Below are 18330 nucleotides of genomic sequence, written 5' to 3' on the forward strand. Positions count from 1 at the left end.
GCGCCGGCCCCGCCGGCCCCGACCACCCGTCAGGAGCGTTCAATGGCACAGCCAGTCGAGGAGTCCCTCCGGGACCGGCCCCTCCGCGAGGTCATCCGTGACACCCTGCGGACCCGGATCTTCGAGGGCTACTACGCGCCGGGGACGCGGCTGATCGAGCGCGACCTCGCCGCCGAGTTCAAGGTCTCCCGGCTCCCGGTCCGCGAGGCCCTGAGGATGCTCGGCCAGGAGGGGCTGCTCGCGGAGCGCGCCACCCGCGGCTCGGTGGTCGCCGGGCTGAGCGAGAAGGAGGTCGAGGACCTCTTCGACGTCCGGGCCTCCCTCGAGGTCCTCGCCTGCCGGCTCGCGTCCCAGCGCGCCACGCCCGAGGACCTCTCCCGGCTCGACGGCCTCCTGGCCGGCGCCGCCGATGCCCTCGCCCGCGGGAGCATCAACGAGGCGCACCGCTTCAACAACGACTTCCACGACGAGGTCACGAGGATCGCGGACAACACGTTCCTCCGCACCGCGCTCGAGCCGCTGCAGGGCCGCATGCACTGGCTCTTCCGCCACGTCACGGACCTGCCCGAGCTCATCGAAGAGCACCGGGACCTCCTCGCGGCCATAGCCAGCGGCGACCCCGAGCGGGCCGCGGCGCAGTCCGCCCAGCACATCGGCAAGTACAGGGAGCAGTACCCGGACACGGTCTGACCGCGGCCCCTGCCCTACCCAAGGAACCACCATGAGACTTCTGGTCATCAACCCCAACATCAGCGAGGACGTCACCTCCCTGATCCGCACCGAGGCCGAGCGGTCGGCCGCCCCCGGCACCGAGCTCCTCGTGCGCACCGCCGCGCACGGCGTCGAGTACATCGAGACCCGCTTCGAGTCCCTCGTCGCCGCGGGGGCGGTCGCGGAGCTCATCGCCGAGCACGCCGGCGAGGTCGACGGCGTCGTGGTCGCCGCGTTCGGCGACCCCGGCATGCCGGCGCTCAAGGAGCTCGTCAGCGTCCCCGTCGTCGGCATCACCGAGGCGGCCCTCTGCGCAGCGGCCCTGACCGGCCGGCGCTTCTCGATCATCGCGATCTCGGACCGCATCACCGCCTGGTACCGCGAGTGCGTCGAGGGCTTCGGGCTCGGCTCCCGGCTCGCCTCGATCCGCTCGATCAAGGACGCGCTGCGGGGCATCGGCAGCGTCCAGGAGGACTTCCGCCCCACTCTCGTGGAGCTCGCCCGCCTCGCCGTCGCCGAGGACGGCGCCGACGTCGTGATCCTCGCGGGCGCGCCGCTGGCGGGCCTCGCCCGGGACGTCGCGGACGAGATCCCGGTCCCGGTCATCGACGGCATCGGCGCCGGCATCCGGCTGACGGAGGCCCTCGTGGGGCTGTCCCCCGGGGCGCACCGGGCCGGCTCGTTCGCCGCGCCCCCGCCCAAGCGCCGCGCCGGGCTCTCGCCCGCGCTGGATGCCGCGCTCGACGCCGCCCAGCTGGCTTCGCAGGGCACCGGCACCGCCGCCGGGGGCCGGGCATGAGCGCCGCCCAGGGGCCCGGCGTGGCCGACCTCGTCATCGCCCACGGCCTCGTCGTCAACGCCACCGGCCGCCGCCGCGCCCACGTGGTGGTCGACGCCGGCCGCGTCACCGCCGTCGTCGACGCCGCCGAACCGGTGCCCGCCGCCCGCCGCGTGATCGACGCGACCGGGCGTGTGGTCGTCCCCGGCGGGATCGACGGGCACTGCCACGTCGCCCAGGTCACCGGCCGGTGGCGCACCCTGGACGACTACGCCGTCACCTCGGCGGCGGCCCTCTGGGGCGGGACCACCACGATCATGGACTTCGGCATCCCCCGGGACGCGGACGAGACCCCGCTCGAGGCCGCCGCGAACAAGCTCGCCCTCGCCGCCGAGGCGCGCTGCGACGTGGCGCTGCACGGGTCCGTCGTCGACTGGGACGAGACCGTCCCGGCCCAGCTCGAGGAGCTGGCCCGGCTGGGCATCCGGTCCGTGAAGATGTACATGACGAACCGGGGCTCCACCATGGCGGACAACGACACCGTCCTGAAGGTCATGCGCGAGATGGTGCGCCTCGACGGGCTCACCTACATCCACGCCGAGCATGACGCGATGATCGTGGACTGCACCCAGGAGCACGCCGACGCCGGCGCCATCGGGATCGGCCACCTGCACGAGACGCGGCCGGAGCTCGCCGAGGAGGCCTCGGTGCGGGAGGTCCTCGCCATGGCCGAGTACACCGGCGCCCCGGTGTACTTCGTCCACCAGTCCACCCCCGGGGCCGTGGACCTCGTGGCCGAGGCCCGGGCCCGCGGGCTCGAGGCGCACTCGGAGACGTGCCCGCACTACCTCGTCCTCGACGACGGCGTGTACTCCTCCCGGTTCCCAGAGTGGTACGCGTGCTGCCCGCCCATGCGCTCGGCGGAGACCGTCGCGGCGCTGCGGGAACGCTTCGCGGACGGCTCCATCCACACCGTCTCGAGCGACCATTCGTGCTACGACCTCACCCAGAAGCGTGAGCGCACCGACGACATCCGGCAGATGCCGCACGGCCTCCCCGGCGTCGAGACCCGTATGCCGGTGGCCTTCACCGCCCTCGCCGAGGGCTGGGACGGCGCGGACGCGCACGACGGCGGGGGCCTCCTCGAGCGGTTCGTCGACCTCTTCGCCGCCGCGCCCGCGCGGATCAACGCGCTCCCGGGCAAGGGGGCCATCGCGCCCGGGTTCGACGCGGACCTGGTCGTCTTCGACCCGTCCGAGGCGCGCACCGTGGACGGGGCGGCGCTGCACATGGGCACGGACTTCTCGCCGTTCCACGGCCGCAGCCTGCGCGGCTGGCCGCAGCACGTCGTCGCCGGCGGCCGCGTGGTGCTCGACGACGAGGGGTTCCACGACCCCGGGCCCGTGGGACGCGTGGTGCAGCGCCTCGGCTACCGCGAGTCGCTCGGCGCCGCGCTGGCCGTCCCGGCCCCTGCCGCCCCCGTGGCCGCCGCCGTCCCGGAAGGAGTCTGACCGTGGTGCAGACCGCACGCCCCGCCCGGCTGGGCATGATCGTCCCCTCGTCCAACACGTGCCTCGAGCCGATGAGCTACCGGATCCTCGGGGACCGCGAGGACGCCACCCTCCACTCCGCCCGGATCCCGGTGACCCGGATCGCGCTCGACGCGGGCTCGGACCGCCAGTTCGACGTCGAGGGCATGCGGGCCGCCGCCGAGCTGCTCGCCACCGCGGACGTGGACGTCATCGCCTGGAACGGCACGTCGGGCTCGTGGCTCGGGCTCGAGCACGATCGGCAGATCGCCACCGAGATCACCGCGGCGACCGGGATCCCCGCCACGACGTCCACGCTCGCGTACTTCGACGCCTTCGCCCAGTTCGGCATCGGGACCATCGGCCTCCTGACCCCGTACACCGCCGACGTGAACGAGCAGGTAGCCGCCCGCTACGCGGCCGAGGGCGTCCGCACCAGCGGGCACCGAGCGCTCGGGCTCAGCGACAACGAGTCCTTCGCCCGGGTGGCCCCGGCCGAGCTCGTCCCAGGTTCCCTCGAGCTCGCCGCGGACCTCCCCGATGCGCTCGTGTACCTGTGCACGAACCTCTACGGCGCCCCGGTCGCAGCGGAGATCGAGGAACGCACTGGCATCCCGGTGCTGGACTCGGTGGCCGTGACCCTCTGGCGCTGCCTCCAGCTCGCCGGCGCCCCTCTCCTCGAGGCGCGCTGGGGCAAGCTGCTCGCCTGAGGCGACTGCAGGCGGCCGGGGAAGCGGACGACGGCGGGGAGCACCCGCCGTCGTCCGCTCGCGTTCGGCGGAGGTGGGGTCAGTGCCGGGCGCCGAGCCGGGACCGCAGCCCCTCGATCAGCACATCGAGCCCGAACTCGAACGCGTCCTCCGCGCGCTGCGCCGGGGCCGGGGCGTGGCTCAGGGCGCGGGTGAGCGTCGGGTATCCCTCCCCCGGAGGCGCCCACACGACGTCGGGCGCGGCCATGTCCAGCGCGGCGCCGATGGCGAACGCGTCGATCGTCGAGATCGCGGCGAGCACCTCGCTCCCCGCGAAGCCGGCCCGCTCGAGCGTGAGCGCGATGTCCTCGTAGAGGCCGAGGACGAGGTCGTCCTGGATGGTCTGCTGGACGAGGAGCGGCGCGAGCCGCGGGTGGCGGGCGAAGCCGTCGCGGTAGGCGCGCACGAGCGAGCGCAGCGCGTCATCCCAAGGGAGGCCCCCGACCACGCCGCGTGGAGCCGTCTCGATGATGCGCCGGCGCATGCGCTCGACGATCTCGTCCCGCCCCTTCACATGGTGGTAGATCGAGGACTGTGTCACGCCGATCCGCTTCGCGACCCGGGGGAGGCTGAAGTCGCCGCTCTCGTCCACGAGGTCGAGCGCTGCGTCCGTGACGGCGTCGACCGTGATGAGGGGCTCGGAAGGGCGGGCCATGTTCGTCTCCCCTCGACCGGTGGACTGGGATCCGCCGCGCTGTCAGGCGGCTCCTCCCGACCCTACCGCGTCTCACTCAGACCTCCCCCTTGTGCTCCCGATCACAGCCGTGCATACTAACCGAAAGCCTTTCGATTAAGGCTTCCGAGATCTCGCCGTCCCCCCTTCGTCCCAGCCCCCCAAGGACTTCCCATGGCCCAGACCGAGACCACCCCCGGCACGCCGCCGGCCGCCGGCGCCCCTCCCGGCGACGGACTCAAGCGCAACGCGATCGGCACGTTCGGGATCGCCTTCCTCGTCATCTCCGCCGCCGCGCCCCTGACGGTGATGGCCGGCGTCGCCCCCGTCGCGATCGACCGCGGGGGCATCGGCGCCCCCGTCGGCTACCTCGCAGCGGGAGTAGTCCTGGCCCTCTTCGCGATCGGCTTCATGGCGATGACGCGGCACGCGAAGGCCGCCGGCGGCTTCTACACCTACATCACCCTCGCCCTCGGCAAGACCGTCGGCCTCGCGGCGGCGATCGTCGCCGTCGTCTCCTACAACTGCCTCCAGGTCGGCGTCTACGGGCTCTTCGCCGTGCAGACGCAGGCGATGCTCTCCTTCGTGTTCGGCCTCGACGTGCCCTGGCCCGTCGTCGCCTTCGCGGCGATCGCGGCCGTCTGGTTCCTCGGCTACAGGGGAATCGACGTCGGCGCCAAGGTCCTCGCGGTCCTGCTCACCGCCGAGACGGCGATCCTCGCCGTCATGGGCATCGGGATCCTCGCCCGCGGTGGGGCCCAGGGCATCACGGCGGGCTCGTTCGCCCCGCAGGCCATGTTCAGCCCCGGCGTGCTCGCCATCCTCGGCATCTGCTTCGCCGCGTTCATGGGCTTCGAGTCGACCGTCCTGTACCGCCGGGAGGCCCGCAACCCGGACCGTGCCGTCCCGCGCGCCACCTTCATCGCCGTCGGCTTCATGTCGGTGTTCTACGCCTTCATCGTCTGGACCGTGGTGCAGGCGTACGGGGACGCGGGCGCCGTGGCCGCGGCGGACAGCCAGCAGCAGGGCATGTTCTTCGCGACCATCGCCCAGTACGTCGGCCCGTGGGCCGAGACGGCCATGTACATCCTCATCGTCACGAGCGTCTACGCGTCCCAGCTCGCGTTCCACAACGCGATCAACCGGTACGTCTACATGCTCGCCCAAGACGGCGTCCTCCCCGCCTTCCTCGGCCGCACGCACCACAGGCACCGGTCCCCGCACCGCGCAGGACAGGTCCAGACGCTGCTCGCCGCCGCCGTCATCGGCCTGTGCGCCGCCCTGGGCGCGGACCCCTACCAGCAGCTGCTCATCTGGGTGAACACCCCGGGGATCTTCGGGATCGTGGGGCTCCAGGGCCTCGTCGCGGTGGCCGCACTCGTGTACTTCCGCCGCCATCCCGAGGCCGCCCGGAGCCGGCTAACCGTACCCATCACGGCGGCGAGCGCCGTCCTGCTCTTCGCCGCGGTCGCGCTGATCGGCATCAACATCGAACTCCTCACGTTCGCCGACGCCCTGACCAACGCGGTGCTCATGTCGATCACTCCGGTGGTCTTCGTGGCGGGCCTGCTGCTCGCCCGCTGGCTGCGCCGCGCCCGCCCGTCCGCCTACGAGCGCATTGGAAGCACCGAAGCCCATGAATCCTGAGCTCATCATCCTCTCCGACACCGTCCACACCCTCGACCCCGCGCACCCGGCGCCCGCCCAGGCTGTTGCCGTGAGCGGTGGCCGCATCGCCGCCGTCGGGACGCGCGACGACGCCGCCCGCTGGGCCGGCCCCGCCACCGAGACCCTCGACCTCGGCTCGGCCACGGTCGTCCCGGGCCTCGTGGACGGGCACGTGCACCCGGTGTTCGGCCTCGACATCACCGCAGGTGCCGACCTGAGCGGCGTGCAGGACCTCGACGAGGTCCGGCGCCTGCTCGCGGCCGAGGCGGCGCGGGTCGGCCCGGGCGAATGGGTCCAGGCGTGGGGGCTCGACCCGAACGCGTTCGACGGCGCACCGGTCACCTCCGCGGCGATCGAGGGCGTGCTCGGCGGACGCCCCGCGTTCGTCCGGCTCTTCGACGGCCACTCGGCGCTGACGAGCTCGCGGGCCCTCGAGATGGCCGGCGTCGACGGGCCGCGGGCGTTCTTGGGCGGGTCCTCGGTCGTGTGCGACGCCGGTGGGCGCCCCACGGGGCTGCTGCTCGAGTTCCCCGCGTGCGAGCTCGTCGCCCGGTGCCTCCCGGCGGTGACCTTCGAGGAGCGGCGCGACCGCCTGGCCGCCGTCCTCGACGGATTCGCCGCCGCTGGCCTCACGGGGGTGCACGTCATGGACCACTCGGACGAGTCGGCGGCGCTGTATCGGGCGCTCGAGGAGCGCGGTGAGCTCCCCGTCCGCCTGCGCTGCGCGCCATGGTGCCAGCCCGGCACCGGACCCGAGGACTGGGCTCGGCTCGCAGCCCGGATCGGCACCGGCGGGCGCCGCTGGGAGGTCGCCGGCATCAAGCTCTTCATCGACGGCACCATCGACAACGGCACGGCCTGGCTGCACGAGCCGGACACGTGTGGCGAGTCGACCTCGGCCTATTGGCCCGCCCCCGCCGACTACGCCCGCGCCGTGACGTTCTTCGCCGAGCGCGGGATCCCGACCGCGACCCATGCGATCGGCGACGCCGGTGTGGGCTACGTGCTCGACGCCCTGCTCGCCCTCGACCCTGCGGCCCGGGCCCGGGCCGTGCACAGGATCGAGCATCTCGAGACGGTGCCGGACACGGTGGTGGAGCGCTTCGTCGGCTCCGGCGTCGTCGCCTCGATGCAGCCCAGCCACTGCACGCTCTACTCCCGGGCCGACCAGAGCGACAACTGGAGCATGCGCCTGGGCCCGGTCCGCGCCGGGCGGGCGTGGCGGTGCCGCGACCTCCGCGACCTCGGGACGACCCTGGTGCTCGGCTCGGACTGGCCGATCGCGCCGTTCCCCCCGCTGCCGATCATCGCGGACGCCCAGCTGCGGCGCAGGGCCGGAACGCGGGAGGAGCCGATCGCGCCGGACCAGGCCCTCACGGCCCGCCAGGCACTGGAGGGGTACACCTCCCATGCGGCGCGGGCGGCGGGGCTGTGGACCGAATCCGGGTCGATCACGCCCCGGAAGCGGGCCGACTTCACCTTCCTCGAACTGGACCCGCTCGCGGCGGGGCCGGACGAGCTCGCCCGGTCGGCCGTGCTCGGGACCGCGGTCGACGGCGAGGTGCGCCTGCGGGACCCCGCGAGCGTGTGACTCCCGGGGGTCCCCGGGAGTCTCCCCGGGTGCTAGCATCCCCAGCATTCCGAAAGCCGCATGCTCGTTCCGACCCTCCAGGAGGCCCGCGGTGCCGAACACCACTTGCCACATGTCGATCTCGTTGGACGGCTTCGTCGCCGGGCCGGACCAGAGCCGCGAGAACCCTCTGGGGCGGCGGGGCCAGGAGCTGCACGCCTGGCACATGGGCGACCCGCGGGCCAACGACGCCGACAGGGCCGCGGCCGGGTGGCTCATGCGACCGCGGGGCGCGTACGTGATGGGCCGGAACATGTTCGGCCCGGTCCGCGGAGAGTGGGACGAGGACTGGACCGGCTGGTGGGGCCCCGAACCGCCGTACCACGCGCCGGTGTTCGTGCTCACCCACCATGCGCACGACCCGATCGAGATGGAGGGCGGGACGACCTTCCACTTCGTCACCGACGGCTTCGACGCAGCCTACGCCGCGGCGCGCGAGGCCGCCGGGGACAAGGGCGTGGACATCGCCGGCGGCGCCTCGACGGTCCGCCAGGCCCTGGCGGCCGGCGTGATCGACGAGCTCACCCTCGACATTGCCCCGGTCCTGCTCGGCTCCGGTGAGCGCATCTTCGACGGGTCCCAGTCTTTCGGCTTCGAGCCCGTCGAGGTGCTGCACTCGCCGCTGGCCACCCACATCCGCTACCGCCGGCCCAGCTGACCCCGCCGCAGGGGGCTAGCGGTTTTCCAGGAGCGATTCGACCTGATACGGGTCCAGGAGGCCTGCTGCGATGGCGAGGTCGCCGACGCTCTGCCCCGTGGTGAGGGCCTGGTGGGCGAGTTGGGCGGAAGCCTCGTAGCCGAGCAGGGGCAGGAACGCCGTGGCCTGCGCGGTGGAGGTCCGGGTGCGGGAGCGCAGCTGGGCCTCGTTTGCCTCGATGCCCTCCACGCACAGCCGCCTGAGGACGGCGCAGCCGTTGCCGAGCCACTGGACGGATTGGAGGAGGGCGTGGGCGATGGCCGGCTCGAAGGCGTTGAGCTGGAGCTGGCCGTTTTCGGCGGCCATGGTGACGGTGGTGTCGGCGCCTGCCACGAAGAAGGCGATCTGGTTCATCACCTCGGGCATCACGGGGTTGACCTTGCCCGGCATGATGGACGATCCCGCCTGGCGCGGGGGGAGGGTGATCTCCGACAGTCCGGCCTGAGGTCCGCTGGCGAGCAGGCGCAGATCGCTGGAGATTTTGGAGAGCTTGATCGCGGTGCGCTTCAGGGCTCCGGAGAAGGTCATGAAGGCCCCGGTGTCCCAGGTCGCCTCGACGAAGTCCTGCGAGCGGACGAGGCGGATCCCGGCCGACTCCGAGAGCCGCTGGAGGACTTCTGCCGGGTAGCGGGGGTCGGCGGTGATGCCGGTACCGATGGCGGTGGCACCGAGGCTGCACTCGCGCAGCAGGTCCGAGGCATCGCGGAGCCGGAGGATGTCCTCTCTGATGGTCACGGCGAAGGCGGTGAACTCCTGGCCGAGTGTCATCGGGACGGCGTCCTGGAGCTGGGTGCGGCCGATCTTCGGGATGGATGCGAAGTCCCTGCCCTTGGCGGCGAAGGCCGCGGCGAGGCCCTCGAGCTGGGCGGTGAGGTCCTCGAGGGCGAAGAGCAGGGCCAGTCGGGCGGCGGTGGGGTAGACGTCGTTGGTCGACTGGCACCGGTTCACGTGCGCGATCGGGTCGAGGACCTCGTAGGAGCCGGGCGCATGGCCCAGGCCAAGGAGTGCGAGGTTGGCGATGACCTCGTTGGCGTTCATGTTCGTCGAGGTCCCGGCCCCGCCCTGGACGACGTCGACGGGGAAGGCGTCGTAGGCCTCGCCGCGCAGGATGGTGTCGCAGGCCGCCGCGATGGCTGCGCCGACGCGGGCCGGGATGAGGCCGAGGTCGGTGTTCGTGAGGGCGGCGGCCTTCTTCACGTGGGCGAGGGCGTGCACGAGGTGGCGGTGGCGCCCCACGGGAAGGCCGCTGATCGGGAAGTTCTCCAGGGCGCGCTGGGTGTGGATGCCCCAGAGCGCGTCCCGGGGCACGGACAGGGTGCCGAGGCTGTCGCGTTCGAGCCTGGACCCAGGGATCTCTGTGGTCATGAGGAGATCGCCACCACCTTGGGCTGGGTCATGTCCTCGTAGGCGAAGCGGACGCCCTCGCGGCCCATGCTGCCGTACTTGGATCCGCCGAAGGGCATCGCATCGAACCTGTAGTCGGAGGAGTCGTTGATCATGACGCCGCCGGCGTCGATGGCCCGCGCGGCGCGGAGGGCGCGGTCCAGGTCACGGGTGAAGAGGCCGGCCTGGAGGGCGTACTCGCAGTCGTTGGCCGCCTGGATTGCCTCCTCCTCGGTCGCGAAGGGCTCGAGGAGGACGATGGGGGCAAAGGCCTCCTCGCTCCAGAGGGCGCAGTGGTGGGGGACGTCGGTGAGGACCGCGGGCGTCAGGACGGGCCCGTGCAGCTCACCGCCGGCGAGGAGGGCCGCGCCGGCGGCCACGGCGTCGTCGATCCTCCGCTTTGCGGCTGCCGCGGAGGCGGTGCTGATCATCGGGCCGACATCGGTTGCCATGCTGTCGGGGTTGCCGACGACGAGGGCCTCGGTGGCGGCCACGAAGGCCTGCCTGAAGTCCTCGTAGACATGCTCCTGGATAAGGATCCGCTGGGTTCCGATGCAGTTCTGCCCGGCGGCCCAGAAGGCGCCAGAGACGCAGGAGGCGACGGCGGCGTCGAGGTCGGCGTCGTCGAAGACGATCACCGGGGCGTTCCCGCCCAGTTCCATGGCGAGCCGCTTGATGCCGGCGTTCGCTGCGATGGCCCGGCCGGTGGCGAAGCCGCCGGTGAAGGAGACCATCCGCACCAGCCGGGACGAGATGATCGTCTGGGCCACGTTCCGGTCGCCGAGGACGACCGTGATGACCTCGGCGGGGAGGCCTGCCTCCACGAGGAGGTCCACGAGCATCAGCGCGGTCAGGGGGGTGAGCTGGGAGGGCTTGAGGATCACGGGGTTGCCGCCCGCGATGGCCGGACCCAGCTTGTGGGCCACGAGGTTGAGCGGGTCGTTGTAGGGGGTGATGGCGGCGATCAGTCCCAGCGGTTCGCGGGTGAACCAGCCGTGACGGTTCTCGGAGCCTGCGAACGCGTCGAACGGGATCACTTCCCCGTGGCTGCGCCGGGCCTCGGCCGCGGAGAGGCGGAGGGTGTTGACCGCACGGGCGACTTCCTTCCGCGCCTGGCGGAGGGTCTTGCCGGCCTCGGAGACGATGAGCCCGGCAGCCTTCTCCGCTCGTGCTTCGAGGAGCTCGGCAGCCTTGTCGAGGATCCGGCCGCGCTCGTGCCGGGGCAGGGCCGCGGCCGTCCCGGCGGCAGCGGCGGCGTGCTCGACCTCCATGAGCGCCTCCGCGGGGGTGCGCTGGGCAAGCGAGGCGAGCAGGGCCCCGGTGTACTTGTCGGTGACCCGCAGCTCGGCGGTCGAGGAGGTGGCAACGGCATCGAGGGTCATGGGCTCAGGCATGGACGGACCCCTTCGTGGAAGCGTCGACGGCGATGATGTCGGACAGGAGGGCATAGGCGGTCTCGGTGCGGCCGGCGCCGGGCCCGGAGACGGTGACGGGGCCCAGGAGGTCTGTGTCGAAGGCGACGGCATTGGTGGCGCCTGAGATGCCGGCCAGCGGGTGCCCGGCGGGCAGCGCGAGCGGGGAGACGGTGGCCTCGACGGAGCCGTCCTCGAGCCGGGTGGCCTGGCCGATGAGCTTCCAGCGCCTGCCCTCGCCGAGGGCGCGCACGACGTCGTCCGGGGTGATGTCCTGGATGCCCGTGGTCGTGACGTCTTCAGGCTTGAGGTCGGCACCGAGCACCTCGTTGGCGAGGATGGCGACCTTCAGGCGCACGTCGGAGCCGCCGATGTCCGCCGTAGGATCGGCTTCGGCGTAGCCGAGCTCCTGCGCGTCGGCGACGGCCTGGCCCAGGGAGAGGCCCGTCTCCATCTGCCCCAGGACGTAGTTGCTCGTGCCGTTCAGGATCCCCTGGACTCCCTTCACCTCAAGCCCTGCGAGCATCTGCCGGGCCAGGCGCAGCACCGGGGTGCCGCTCATGACCGCGCCCTCGAATTCGAAGCGCACCCCATGCTTCCGGGCCAGCGACGAGAGCTCCTCGCCGTAGAGGGCGGCCGGGCCCTTGTTGGTGGTCACGACGTGCTTTCCAGCCTCGAGCGCCCAGCGCACATGGGACACGGCGGGCTCGCCGTCGACGGGGCTGGTGAACGTTGCCTCGACGACGATGTCGGCGGTGCTGTTCCGGATGACCTCCTCGTTCCGGGGCTCGGCGCTCCCGCCCGGCATGCCCTCGAAGGACGCGCCCCGCGGCAGCGCGAGGACATGGGCCAGATCGATGCCCTCGGCCTGCACGAGCGAGCCGAGGCCGAGGTCGGTGATCGCGACGACCTTCAGGTCGAAGCCGAGGGCCTCGAATCGGCCGCTGTGGTCGCGGATGAGCTCGGCGAGGGCTCGATTGACGCCGCCGAACCCGATGAGGGCGAGGCTGTAGGTGGTCACTGGGTCTCCTTCAGGTGTGGCCGGTTGAGGGTGCTTCCAGCCTCGCCTGCAGGAATGTCAGCGTTCCATGGGCCATCTGCCCATTCGGGATGTCGGAACGCCCAAAAGACCGCTCCCGACGAACAGGGCGCCCGATGTCCGGCTCAGGAGTGGATTCGGGGGCCGGGCGCGGGTGACTCCAGCAGCTCGCCCAGCGTCCGCGCGGCGGATTTCAAGGACTGGCGAATGGCCTCTTCCTGCGGTACCACGTCCTGCTGCCTTCCCAGGACTGCTATCGCTCCCCAGATACGGGAATGCGAGTCCCGAATGGGCGCGGCGTACTCAGTGATCCCGTGCTCGAACTCGTCGTGGGCGGCGGTCATCCCCTGAGGACGGTCGCGTTCGTTGGCAGCCACCAGTTCGTCTGCTGAGTGGGCAGCGTTGGGGCCACCGACCCCGATCAGCTCGTAGCCATCGAGCACCGAGAGGACGTCTTCGAGGCTGTGGTCGAGGAGAAGGGCGCGACCGGCGCCGGTGCACCAGCACGGCGTCACGAGACTCGCCGCCGCGGGGCGTTGCTCGGCGGCGGATTCAGTGCGCAGGGCACGCACGAGCACCCCGTCGAGCACGGACAGGCGAGCGCTCGCCCCGAACGCGACAGCGAGGCGTCGCAGGATCGGCCGGCTCTGGGCGAGGACGCCGTGCGCCAGCGATGCCGGCAGGGCGAAGAATCCGCGGGACACGCGCAGGGTGGAGTCATCGCTGCGCTCGAGGAAGCCGCGGTCGCAGAGTTCCTGGCTCATCCTCGAGGCCTTGCTGCGCTCGATTCCGACTTCGTCAGCGAGCCTTGCGACGTTGAAGCCTGAGCGTCCGGACATCTCACGGTGGAGGACCGTGTTGATGATCTGCAGTCCGGTCCTCAGTGAGGAAGCGCCCAGAGCCCTCGGAGGATGTGCCGTCACGTCTTCGAATATAGCGAGCAGGGAGGGCCCTACCGAGCATCGGCCCGCGGTGCGGACCCGCTCAGGTGGAGGACTGACGGTTGCTGCTGCGGTTGACAACCTGGGCGAGCGTCAGTGCGGTGACGGTATCCCTGACGCCGGGCATCTGGGCGATCTGTTCCCAGATGGCCCGGACCCGATCGAGGGAGGGCGCCTCGATCCGAACCATGAGATCGAGTTCGCCGCTGAGCACGTCGCACAGGACGATCTCGGGGATGCCCTTGAGCGCGGCAAGGACCTCGCCGCCGCGCATCCGGTCCCTCCGGTGGACGAGGACGAGGGCAGAGGCGAGGTTGTTCTCGGCCTTGCCTTCGCCAGCTCGGATGATGGTGTAGCCCTGGATATGGCCATCCCGTTCGAGGCGGTCGATCCGTTGTCGGACGGCATTTCGCGAGAGCATGACGCGGCTCGCAAGCTCGGCGTGCGGCAGCCGCGCATTGCGGGCAAGCTCACTGATGATCTTCTCGTCGATAGCGTCGAGGCGCTCTGGCCGGTGCATGCGTTCCTTCGTCGTGATGTTCAGAGGGTGTCCCCGGCAGCTGCCCCACCGGGGACACCCTTGACCCGGTCAGCGGGCAGGGCAGATGGCAATCACCCGGGCCGGGAAGCCCGATCCTCCCCGCGGCTTGGGCCACGTGGCGATGAGCAGCGCGCCTGCTTCCGGCACCTCCTGCAGGTTTGCCATGAGTTCGATCTGCCATCGGTCGCGTTCGAGCACGTAGCGCTCCAGGCTGTAGTCGCCTTGCGAGGTGGCTGCGCCCGGATCGGTATCCGTCTGCTCGTGGCCGATCGCCGTCGCCCCTGCTTCCTCGAGGAGGTACTGCAGCACCTCGGCCGACCAGCCCGGACAATGGCTCACGCCCGCCTGGTCCACGTTCGCCATCGCGGCACGATCCGGCCATCGCAGACCCCATCCAGTCCGGAGCGCCACGAAGGCGCCTCGCGGGATCTGCCCATGGCGTTCCTCCCACGCTGCCACGTCGGCCAGCGTCGGTGTCGCGTCCGGATCGGCGACCGCACGCTCCGAGATGTCGAGGACGACCAGAGGCAGGATCATCTCCTCGACCGGAATCTCGTCCACGGTCCTGGCACCCTCGATGAAGTGCACGGGAGGGTCCACGTGGGTTCCCCATTGGCCGACGATCGTGTACTGGTGCACGTTGAATCCGGCACCGGCGCTCATGTCGAAGAGCATCTCCCGATGTTCGTCAGGGAAGGCAGGAAAGTGGGGCTGACCCGGATGGAAGGCGTGGGTGAGGTCGACGAATCGGGCGTTCGCTGCCAGGTCCCGGCAGACGGACCACAGGGCGTGTTCAGTAAGGCTCTCCATGACGTCTCGTCCTCTCTTTCGTTTCAGGCGGTGGCACTCGTGGACGCCAGCAGAAGGGCTGCCAGCTCTGAGGGGCTGCGTACGGAAGTGGCCGCACCGACTGCCTCGATCGGTGACCCGTATCCCCACTGCACGTAGACGGTGGGGAGTTGTTCAGCCGCCGCGCTCGCGACGTCATAGGCCCGGTCACCGACCATGACGGGACGAGCCACGTCGACGCCGCTGCCGGAGAGGCGGGCGAGGCACTCTCGGATCACCGACCTCTTGGACGTGCGGCCTGCCTCATCCGAGGTGCCGCAGACAGTGGTGATCAGGTCTCCGAGACCGTGGTGCCGGATCATCCGCACCGCCTGGTCTTCGACCTTGGAGGTGGCGACCGCCATGGGCATCCGAGCCGCATCGAGGGTCTCGATTGCCTCTCGTATTCCGGCGAAGAGGGCGCTGTTCACGGCACCTGCCCGAGCGTACTCAGCCCTGTAGGCCTCCAGAGCCGTCCTTGCGGTGGGTTCGTCCAGGCCGAGGACCTCTCGGAAGGACTGGTACATGGGCGGTCCGACGAACGTGCGCAGGACTCCTTCGTCGGGGACCACGGCCCCGACACGGATCAGCGCGGTGCGCGCGCTGGCGATGATCCCGGGGGCCGAGGCCACCAGGGTTCCATCGAGGTCGAGCAGGACGCAGGTGGGGTTCATCGCCCAGCCTTCGCCCGGCGCCCGTGGCGGAGGTAGAAGTACAGGTAGCAGGCCCCCACGAAGGGAACCCCGAAGTAGAGGGCAGTGACCTGGGTGGGGTCCGTGGCGACACCGACGAGTGAGAGCAGGCACAGCCCGAAGGCGAGGACGGGGACCACGGGGTAGAACGGCGTCCTGTAGAGCAGGGCGCGAACGTCCCCGCCGCCGCGGACGAACGCCCGCCGGTGGAAGAACTGGGAGGCAGCGATGGACATCCAGACGGCGACGACGGCGAATCCGGCGATGGAGACGAGCACCAGATAGACGGTCTCCGCGGAGACCACGCTGCTGAGCAGGGAAGCCAGGCCCCCGAGCATGCTCACCACGAGGGCGACCATCGGGACTCCGCGCCTGTTCAGACGGCCCAGGGCCTTCGGCGCGTGGCCCTCTTCTGCCAGGGAGAAGAGCATCCTGGCGCAGGAGAAGAGCCCACTGTTCCCGGCCGAGAGCAGGGCCGTGATGATGACGAAGTTCATGATGTCCGCCGCGTAGGGGATGCCGAGGGCGGAGAGCACCGTCACGAAGGGGCTCTGGTCGAGACCGACCTGGTCGAACGGGATGATCGCCGCGATCACGGTGATCGATCCGACGAAGAAGATCAGCAGCCGCAGCACCGTGATGCGCAGGGCCTTGGGTATTGCCGTCTCCGGGCTGGCGGTCTCACCCGCGGCGACGCCGATGAGCTCCGAACCGGAGAAGGCGTAGAACGCCGCCAGGACAGTCGCGAGGACGCCCGTGACTCCGCCGGGGAAGAGCCCCTGCGGCGTGGTGAAGTTCGCGAAGAGGACCGGGAAGGATTGGCTGCTGCTCGCCAGAGGGTGGAACCCCACGAGGGCGGCGCCGCCCAGGACGATGAGCACGACAACAGCGCTGACCTTGATGAGCGAGAACCAGTACTCGGTCTCGCCGAAGACTCTGGATGAGATGGCATTGACGGTGAAGACAACTGCGACAAAGACCGCCGCCCACACCCAGACGGGGACGTCGGGGAACCATCGCTGCATGAGGATCCCGGACGCGGTGAACTCTGATCCGAGCGCCACCGCCCAGCACAGCCAGTAGAGCCAGGCTGTAGTGAACCCCGTGGCCGGGTTGATCGAGCGGGAGGCGTAGATGTGGAAGGCGCCCGAGACCGGGTAGGCGACGGCGAGCTCACCGAGGCAGGCCATCACCAGATAGACCACGAGGGCACCGACGACATAGGAGATGACCGCCCCGAGGGGACCGGCCTGCGAAATCGTGTATCCGGTGCTGAGGAACAGACCGGATCCGATGACGCCGCCCATGGCGATCATCACGAGGTGGCGGGTGGTCATGGCACGACGGAGCGTGCCGTGCTTCTCGGCCACCTCGGGAGTGGGCGGCTCGTCGTACCGGGAAGTTGTGGGCATGGACATGCTGCGTCCTTTGGGAAGGAGGGCTGTTGGGGGTCAGAACGGCATGATGGCGCGCGCCTTGGGGGCAGGCCCGGCCGTGGATGTCCGGCGAGGCCGTTCGGTAGCGAGGGTCTTGGGGATCACCCGGCGGTGATGAGGTCAAAGGGGGCTGTGAGTTCCAGGACGGGAACCTCCCAGGGGTGCGCCGCCAGAATCTGGCCGAGGACCTGGGAGATCTCGTCTTCGGGGACGGAGTGGTCCACGTGGACGGTCACCGTCAGCGTCGGGGAAAGAGTCCTCTCCCCGATGGCGCCCAGCGCAGGGGTGGCCCCGCTCCGGGTCGTGAATCCCTCGGCGCCGAGTCCGACCTCATAGACGTCGCCGTAGACCCCGAAGTCCCCCACGCAGGAGGAGGACTCGAGCACGTCGATGAAAGCGCCGAAGGAGTCGTCGCTGCGAAGCGCGCCGAGGTCGCCGGCAGAGACGCGAGCCAGCGTGCTGTGTGAAACCGGCCAGTACACCTTGATGGCCCGGACCTTCCGACGGGTGATCGGGCCGTCGGCGATCTTTGCGTCACGGTGGTGCATCCGGGGGCTCGCAGTCATGGGCTCGTCTTCCTCTTGGCGCCCGAAGGGGCTCGCGTGATGGGTGCGCCACACCGTGGGTGTCGCGCAAGTCACAGCCTAACCGTGCGTTATCCGCATGACAAGATGCTTTTAGTGCACCTTTCCCGGTTCGATCGTGTCCCTTAGGGTTCAAGGAGGGCAAAGGAGACCCCCTCCGGCGGGCCCTCGGGAGAAGAGAGCGCGGTGGCATGGATTCGAGCATGGGCAGGGGACTCGACATTCTCGAGGCTCTCGCGCAGACGACGGCGGGCGGCCTCCTGGGGACCTCTCCTGCTGGCCTGTCCAAGCACATGGGACGCGACCGCAGCCAGATCTCGCGGAGCCTCGCAGTCATGGCAGAGGAGGGCTACGTCCTTCGAGCATCGCGGAACGCCTCTTTGAACTGGCGGCTCTATGCCGATGCCCAGGAGCTGACCGCCCATCGCCTCCGCACTGACGGACAGACCGCCCTGGAAGGCATGGTCGAGGACACGGGCGAAAGCTGCTATCTCGGAGTCCTCATCGGCGACACCACCGTGACGATCGCTGAGCGCGTGCCGCCCGGGAGCAATCAGGTCGGCTCCTGGATCGGAAGGCCCTACCCGGCCTACTGCAGCGACTGCGGCCAAGCTCTCCTCAGCGACGCCGACGATGCGGAAGTGGCGGCAGTCCTCGCCCGGACCGACTTCGCCCCTCACGGCCCGAACACCCCAGCCGACCTGGATGACTTCCTGCGACGGCTCGAGGGGACGCGTCGGCGAGGCTATTCGATCGTCGACGAGGAGGCCGAGCCCGGCCTCTACTCCGTCGCGGCCCCGGTGAGGGACTTCAGGGGGGAGGTCGTCTCTGCCCTCCAAGTCGTCGGGCCCAAGGCACGCATTGCCCCCATGCTCGAGACCTGTGCGGGCGCGGCACTCCGATGGGCGCGCTGGCTCGAGGGATGTCTCCAAGCACCACCCGGCGCAGCATCCGGGCCCGCGCGGGCATAAGCTACGCTCCTGGCTTGCTGTTTCGTCTGGCCCATGGCCCAGGTGGGTACAGTCACCGCATGGATGCA

The 18330-nt window shown here is 70.7% G+C and carries 18 protein-coding genes; 8 read left to right on the forward strand and 10 right to left on the reverse strand.

Annotated elements, in window-relative coordinates:
• Positions 1 to 42: 42 nt before the first annotated feature.
• Genes J2W21_RS10430 through J2W21_RS10445 form a run of 4 tightly spaced genes read left to right on the forward strand, consistent with a single transcriptional unit; the run spans position 43 to position 3728 of the window.
• On the forward strand, positions 43 to 690 hold the full coding sequence (locus J2W21_RS10430; RefSeq protein WP_307114449.1) for a GntR family transcriptional regulator: 648 nt from the start codon (positions 43 to 45) through the stop codon (positions 688 to 690).
• 31 nt (positions 691 to 721) lie between these two features.
• On the forward strand, positions 722 to 1510 hold the full coding sequence (locus tag J2W21_RS10435) for an aspartate/glutamate racemase family protein (RefSeq protein ID WP_307114450.1): 789 nt from the start codon (positions 722 to 724) through the stop codon (positions 1508 to 1510).
• On the forward strand, positions 1507 to 3000 hold the full coding sequence (locus J2W21_RS10440) for an amidohydrolase family protein (protein ID WP_307114451.1): 1494 nt from the start codon (positions 1507 to 1509) through the stop codon (positions 2998 to 3000). Before J2W21_RS10435 ends, J2W21_RS10440 begins: the two co-directional genes overlap by 4 nt.
• Before the next feature lie 2 nt (positions 3001 to 3002).
• Complete coding sequence (locus J2W21_RS10445) at positions 3003 to 3728, forward strand: maleate cis-trans isomerase family protein (protein WP_307114452.1); 726 nt, start codon at positions 3003 to 3005, stop codon at positions 3726 to 3728.
• A gap of 79 nt (positions 3729 to 3807) precedes the next feature.
• Here the strand turns inward: J2W21_RS10445 and J2W21_RS10450 are convergent, their stop codons facing one another.
• Positions 3808 to 4422, reverse strand: a complete 615-nt coding sequence (locus J2W21_RS10450) for a TetR/AcrR family transcriptional regulator C-terminal domain-containing protein (protein ID WP_307114453.1) — start codon at positions 4420 to 4422, stop codon at positions 3808 to 3810.
• Positions 4423 to 4614: 192 nt separating this feature from the next.
• Here J2W21_RS10450 and J2W21_RS10455 point away from each other — a divergent pair, with 192 nt between their 5' ends.
• The 3 genes from J2W21_RS10455 (at position 4615) to J2W21_RS10465 (ending at position 8396) form a co-directional block, all read left to right on the forward strand.
• Positions 4615 to 6087, forward strand: a complete 1473-nt coding sequence (locus J2W21_RS10455; RefSeq protein WP_307114454.1) for an APC family permease — start codon at positions 4615 to 4617, stop codon at positions 6085 to 6087.
• Complete coding sequence (locus J2W21_RS10460) at positions 6077 to 7699, forward strand: amidohydrolase (RefSeq protein WP_307114455.1); 1623 nt, start codon at positions 6077 to 6079, stop codon at positions 7697 to 7699. Before J2W21_RS10455 ends, J2W21_RS10460 begins: the two co-directional genes overlap by 11 nt.
• A gap of 112 nt (positions 7700 to 7811) precedes the next feature.
• Positions 7812 to 8396 (forward strand): dihydrofolate reductase family protein, encoded by a 585-nt coding sequence (locus J2W21_RS10465; protein ID WP_307114456.1) that lies wholly within the window; start codon positions 7812 to 7814, stop codon positions 8394 to 8396.
• Between the two features lie 15 nt (positions 8397 to 8411).
• Here the strand turns inward: J2W21_RS10465 and J2W21_RS10470 are convergent, their stop codons facing one another.
• The 9 genes from J2W21_RS10470 to J2W21_RS10510 all read right to left on the reverse strand — a co-directional run bounded on the left by J2W21_RS10470 (position 8412) and on the right by J2W21_RS10510 (position 17273).
• Positions 8412 to 9800 (reverse strand): aspartate ammonia-lyase, encoded by a 1389-nt coding sequence (locus tag J2W21_RS10470; protein ID WP_307114457.1) that lies wholly within the window; start codon positions 9798 to 9800, stop codon positions 8412 to 8414.
• A complete protein-coding gene (locus J2W21_RS10475) occupies positions 9797 to 11212 on the reverse strand; it encodes an aldehyde dehydrogenase family protein (RefSeq protein WP_307114458.1) in 1416 nt (471 codons plus the stop codon). Before J2W21_RS10475 ends, J2W21_RS10470 begins: the two co-directional genes overlap by 4 nt.
• The gene (locus J2W21_RS10480) at positions 11205 to 12251 is read right to left on the reverse strand and encodes a homoserine dehydrogenase (RefSeq protein WP_307114459.1); all 1047 of its coding nucleotides are present in this window, start codon (positions 12249 to 12251) and stop codon (positions 11205 to 11207) included. Before J2W21_RS10480 ends, J2W21_RS10475 begins: the two co-directional genes overlap by 8 nt.
• A 143-nt stretch (positions 12252 to 12394) precedes the next feature.
• The gene (locus J2W21_RS10485; protein WP_307114460.1) at positions 12395 to 13033 is read right to left on the reverse strand and encodes an IclR family transcriptional regulator domain-containing protein; all 639 of its coding nucleotides are present in this window, start codon (positions 13031 to 13033) and stop codon (positions 12395 to 12397) included.
• A 220-nt stretch (positions 13034 to 13253) separates the two neighbouring features.
• Positions 13254 to 13730 (reverse strand): Lrp/AsnC family transcriptional regulator, encoded by a 477-nt coding sequence (locus J2W21_RS10490; protein ID WP_307114461.1) that lies wholly within the window; start codon positions 13728 to 13730, stop codon positions 13254 to 13256.
• Positions 13731 to 13799: 69 nt separating this feature from the next.
• Positions 13800 to 14561 (reverse strand): cyclase family protein, encoded by a 762-nt coding sequence (locus J2W21_RS10495; RefSeq protein ID WP_307114462.1) that lies wholly within the window; start codon positions 14559 to 14561, stop codon positions 13800 to 13802.
• A 23-nt stretch (positions 14562 to 14584) separates the two neighbouring features.
• Positions 14585 to 15253, reverse strand: coding sequence for an HAD hydrolase-like protein (locus tag J2W21_RS10500; RefSeq protein ID WP_307114463.1), 669 nt, complete (start codon positions 15251 to 15253; stop codon positions 14585 to 14587).
• Entirely contained in the window at positions 15250 to 16683 is a 1434-nt protein-coding gene (locus tag J2W21_RS10505) for an amino acid permease (protein ID WP_307114464.1), read from the reverse strand. The genes J2W21_RS10500 and J2W21_RS10505 overlap by 4 nt, the downstream gene beginning before the upstream one ends.
• Positions 16684 to 16808: 125 nt before the next feature.
• A complete protein-coding gene (locus J2W21_RS10510; protein ID WP_307114465.1) occupies positions 16809 to 17273 on the reverse strand; it encodes a hypothetical protein in 465 nt (154 codons plus the stop codon).
• A 221-nt stretch (positions 17274 to 17494) separates the two neighbouring features.
• On the opposite strand from J2W21_RS10510, the gene J2W21_RS10515 reads away from it, so the two are divergent.
• Positions 17495 to 18262, forward strand: a complete 768-nt coding sequence (locus J2W21_RS10515; RefSeq protein ID WP_307114466.1) for an IclR family transcriptional regulator — start codon at positions 17495 to 17497, stop codon at positions 18260 to 18262.
• Positions 18263 to 18330: the final 68 nt, after the last annotated feature.

The sequence above is a fragment of the Sinomonas atrocyanea genome (genome assembly GCF_030811715.1).
In the GTDB taxonomy this organism is placed as follows: Bacteria; Actinomycetota; Actinomycetes; order Actinomycetales; family Micrococcaceae; genus Sinomonas; species Sinomonas atrocyanea_A.

Bases quoted from the DNA above. Each gene is read 5' to 3' on its own strand.
- J2W21_RS10430 (WP_307114449.1), top strand. From the start codon at position 43: ATGGCACAGCCAGTCGAGGAGTCCCTCCGGGACCGGCCCCTCCGCGAG.
- J2W21_RS10435 (WP_307114450.1), top strand. From the start codon at position 722: ATGAGACTTCTGGTCATCAACCCCAACATCAGCGAGGACGTCACCTCC.
- J2W21_RS10440 (WP_307114451.1), top strand. From the start codon at position 1,507: ATGAGCGCCGCCCAGGGGCCCGGCGTGGCCGACCTCGTCATCGCCCAC.
- J2W21_RS10450 (WP_307114453.1), bottom strand. From the start codon at position 4,422: ATGGCCCGCCCTTCCGAGCCCCTCATCACGGTCGACGCCGTCACGGAC.
- J2W21_RS10455 (WP_307114454.1), top strand. From the start codon at position 4,615: ATGGCCCAGACCGAGACCACCCCCGGCACGCCGCCGGCCGCCGGCGCC.
- J2W21_RS10460 (WP_307114455.1), top strand. From the start codon at position 6,077: ATGAATCCTGAGCTCATCATCCTCTCCGACACCGTCCACACCCTCGAC.
- J2W21_RS10465 (WP_307114456.1), top strand. From the start codon at position 7,812: ATGTCGATCTCGTTGGACGGCTTCGTCGCCGGGCCGGACCAGAGCCGC.
- J2W21_RS10470 (WP_307114457.1), bottom strand. From the start codon at position 9,800: ATGACCACAGAGATCCCTGGGTCCAGGCTCGAACGCGACAGCCTCGGC.
- J2W21_RS10475 (WP_307114458.1), bottom strand. From the start codon at position 11,212: ATGCCTGAGCCCATGACCCTCGATGCCGTTGCCACCTCCTCGACCGCC.
- J2W21_RS10485 (WP_307114460.1), bottom strand. From the start codon at position 13,033: ATGAGCCAGGAACTCTGCGACCGCGGCTTCCTCGAGCGCAGCGATGAC.
- J2W21_RS10490 (WP_307114461.1), bottom strand. From the start codon at position 13,730: ATGCACCGGCCAGAGCGCCTCGACGCTATCGACGAGAAGATCATCAGT.
- J2W21_RS10495 (WP_307114462.1), bottom strand. From the start codon at position 14,561: ATGGAGAGCCTTACTGAACACGCCCTGTGGTCCGTCTGCCGGGACCTG.
- J2W21_RS10500 (WP_307114463.1), bottom strand. From the start codon at position 15,253: ATGAACCCCACCTGCGTCCTGCTCGACCTCGATGGAACCCTGGTGGCC.
- J2W21_RS10505 (WP_307114464.1), bottom strand. From the start codon at position 16,683: ATGCCCACAACTTCCCGGTACGACGAGCCGCCCACTCCCGAGGTGGCC.
- J2W21_RS10510 (WP_307114465.1), bottom strand. From the start codon at position 17,273: ATGACTGCGAGCCCCCGGATGCACCACCGTGACGCAAAGATCGCCGAC.
- J2W21_RS10515 (WP_307114466.1), top strand. From the start codon at position 17,495: ATGGGCAGGGGACTCGACATTCTCGAGGCTCTCGCGCAGACGACGGCG.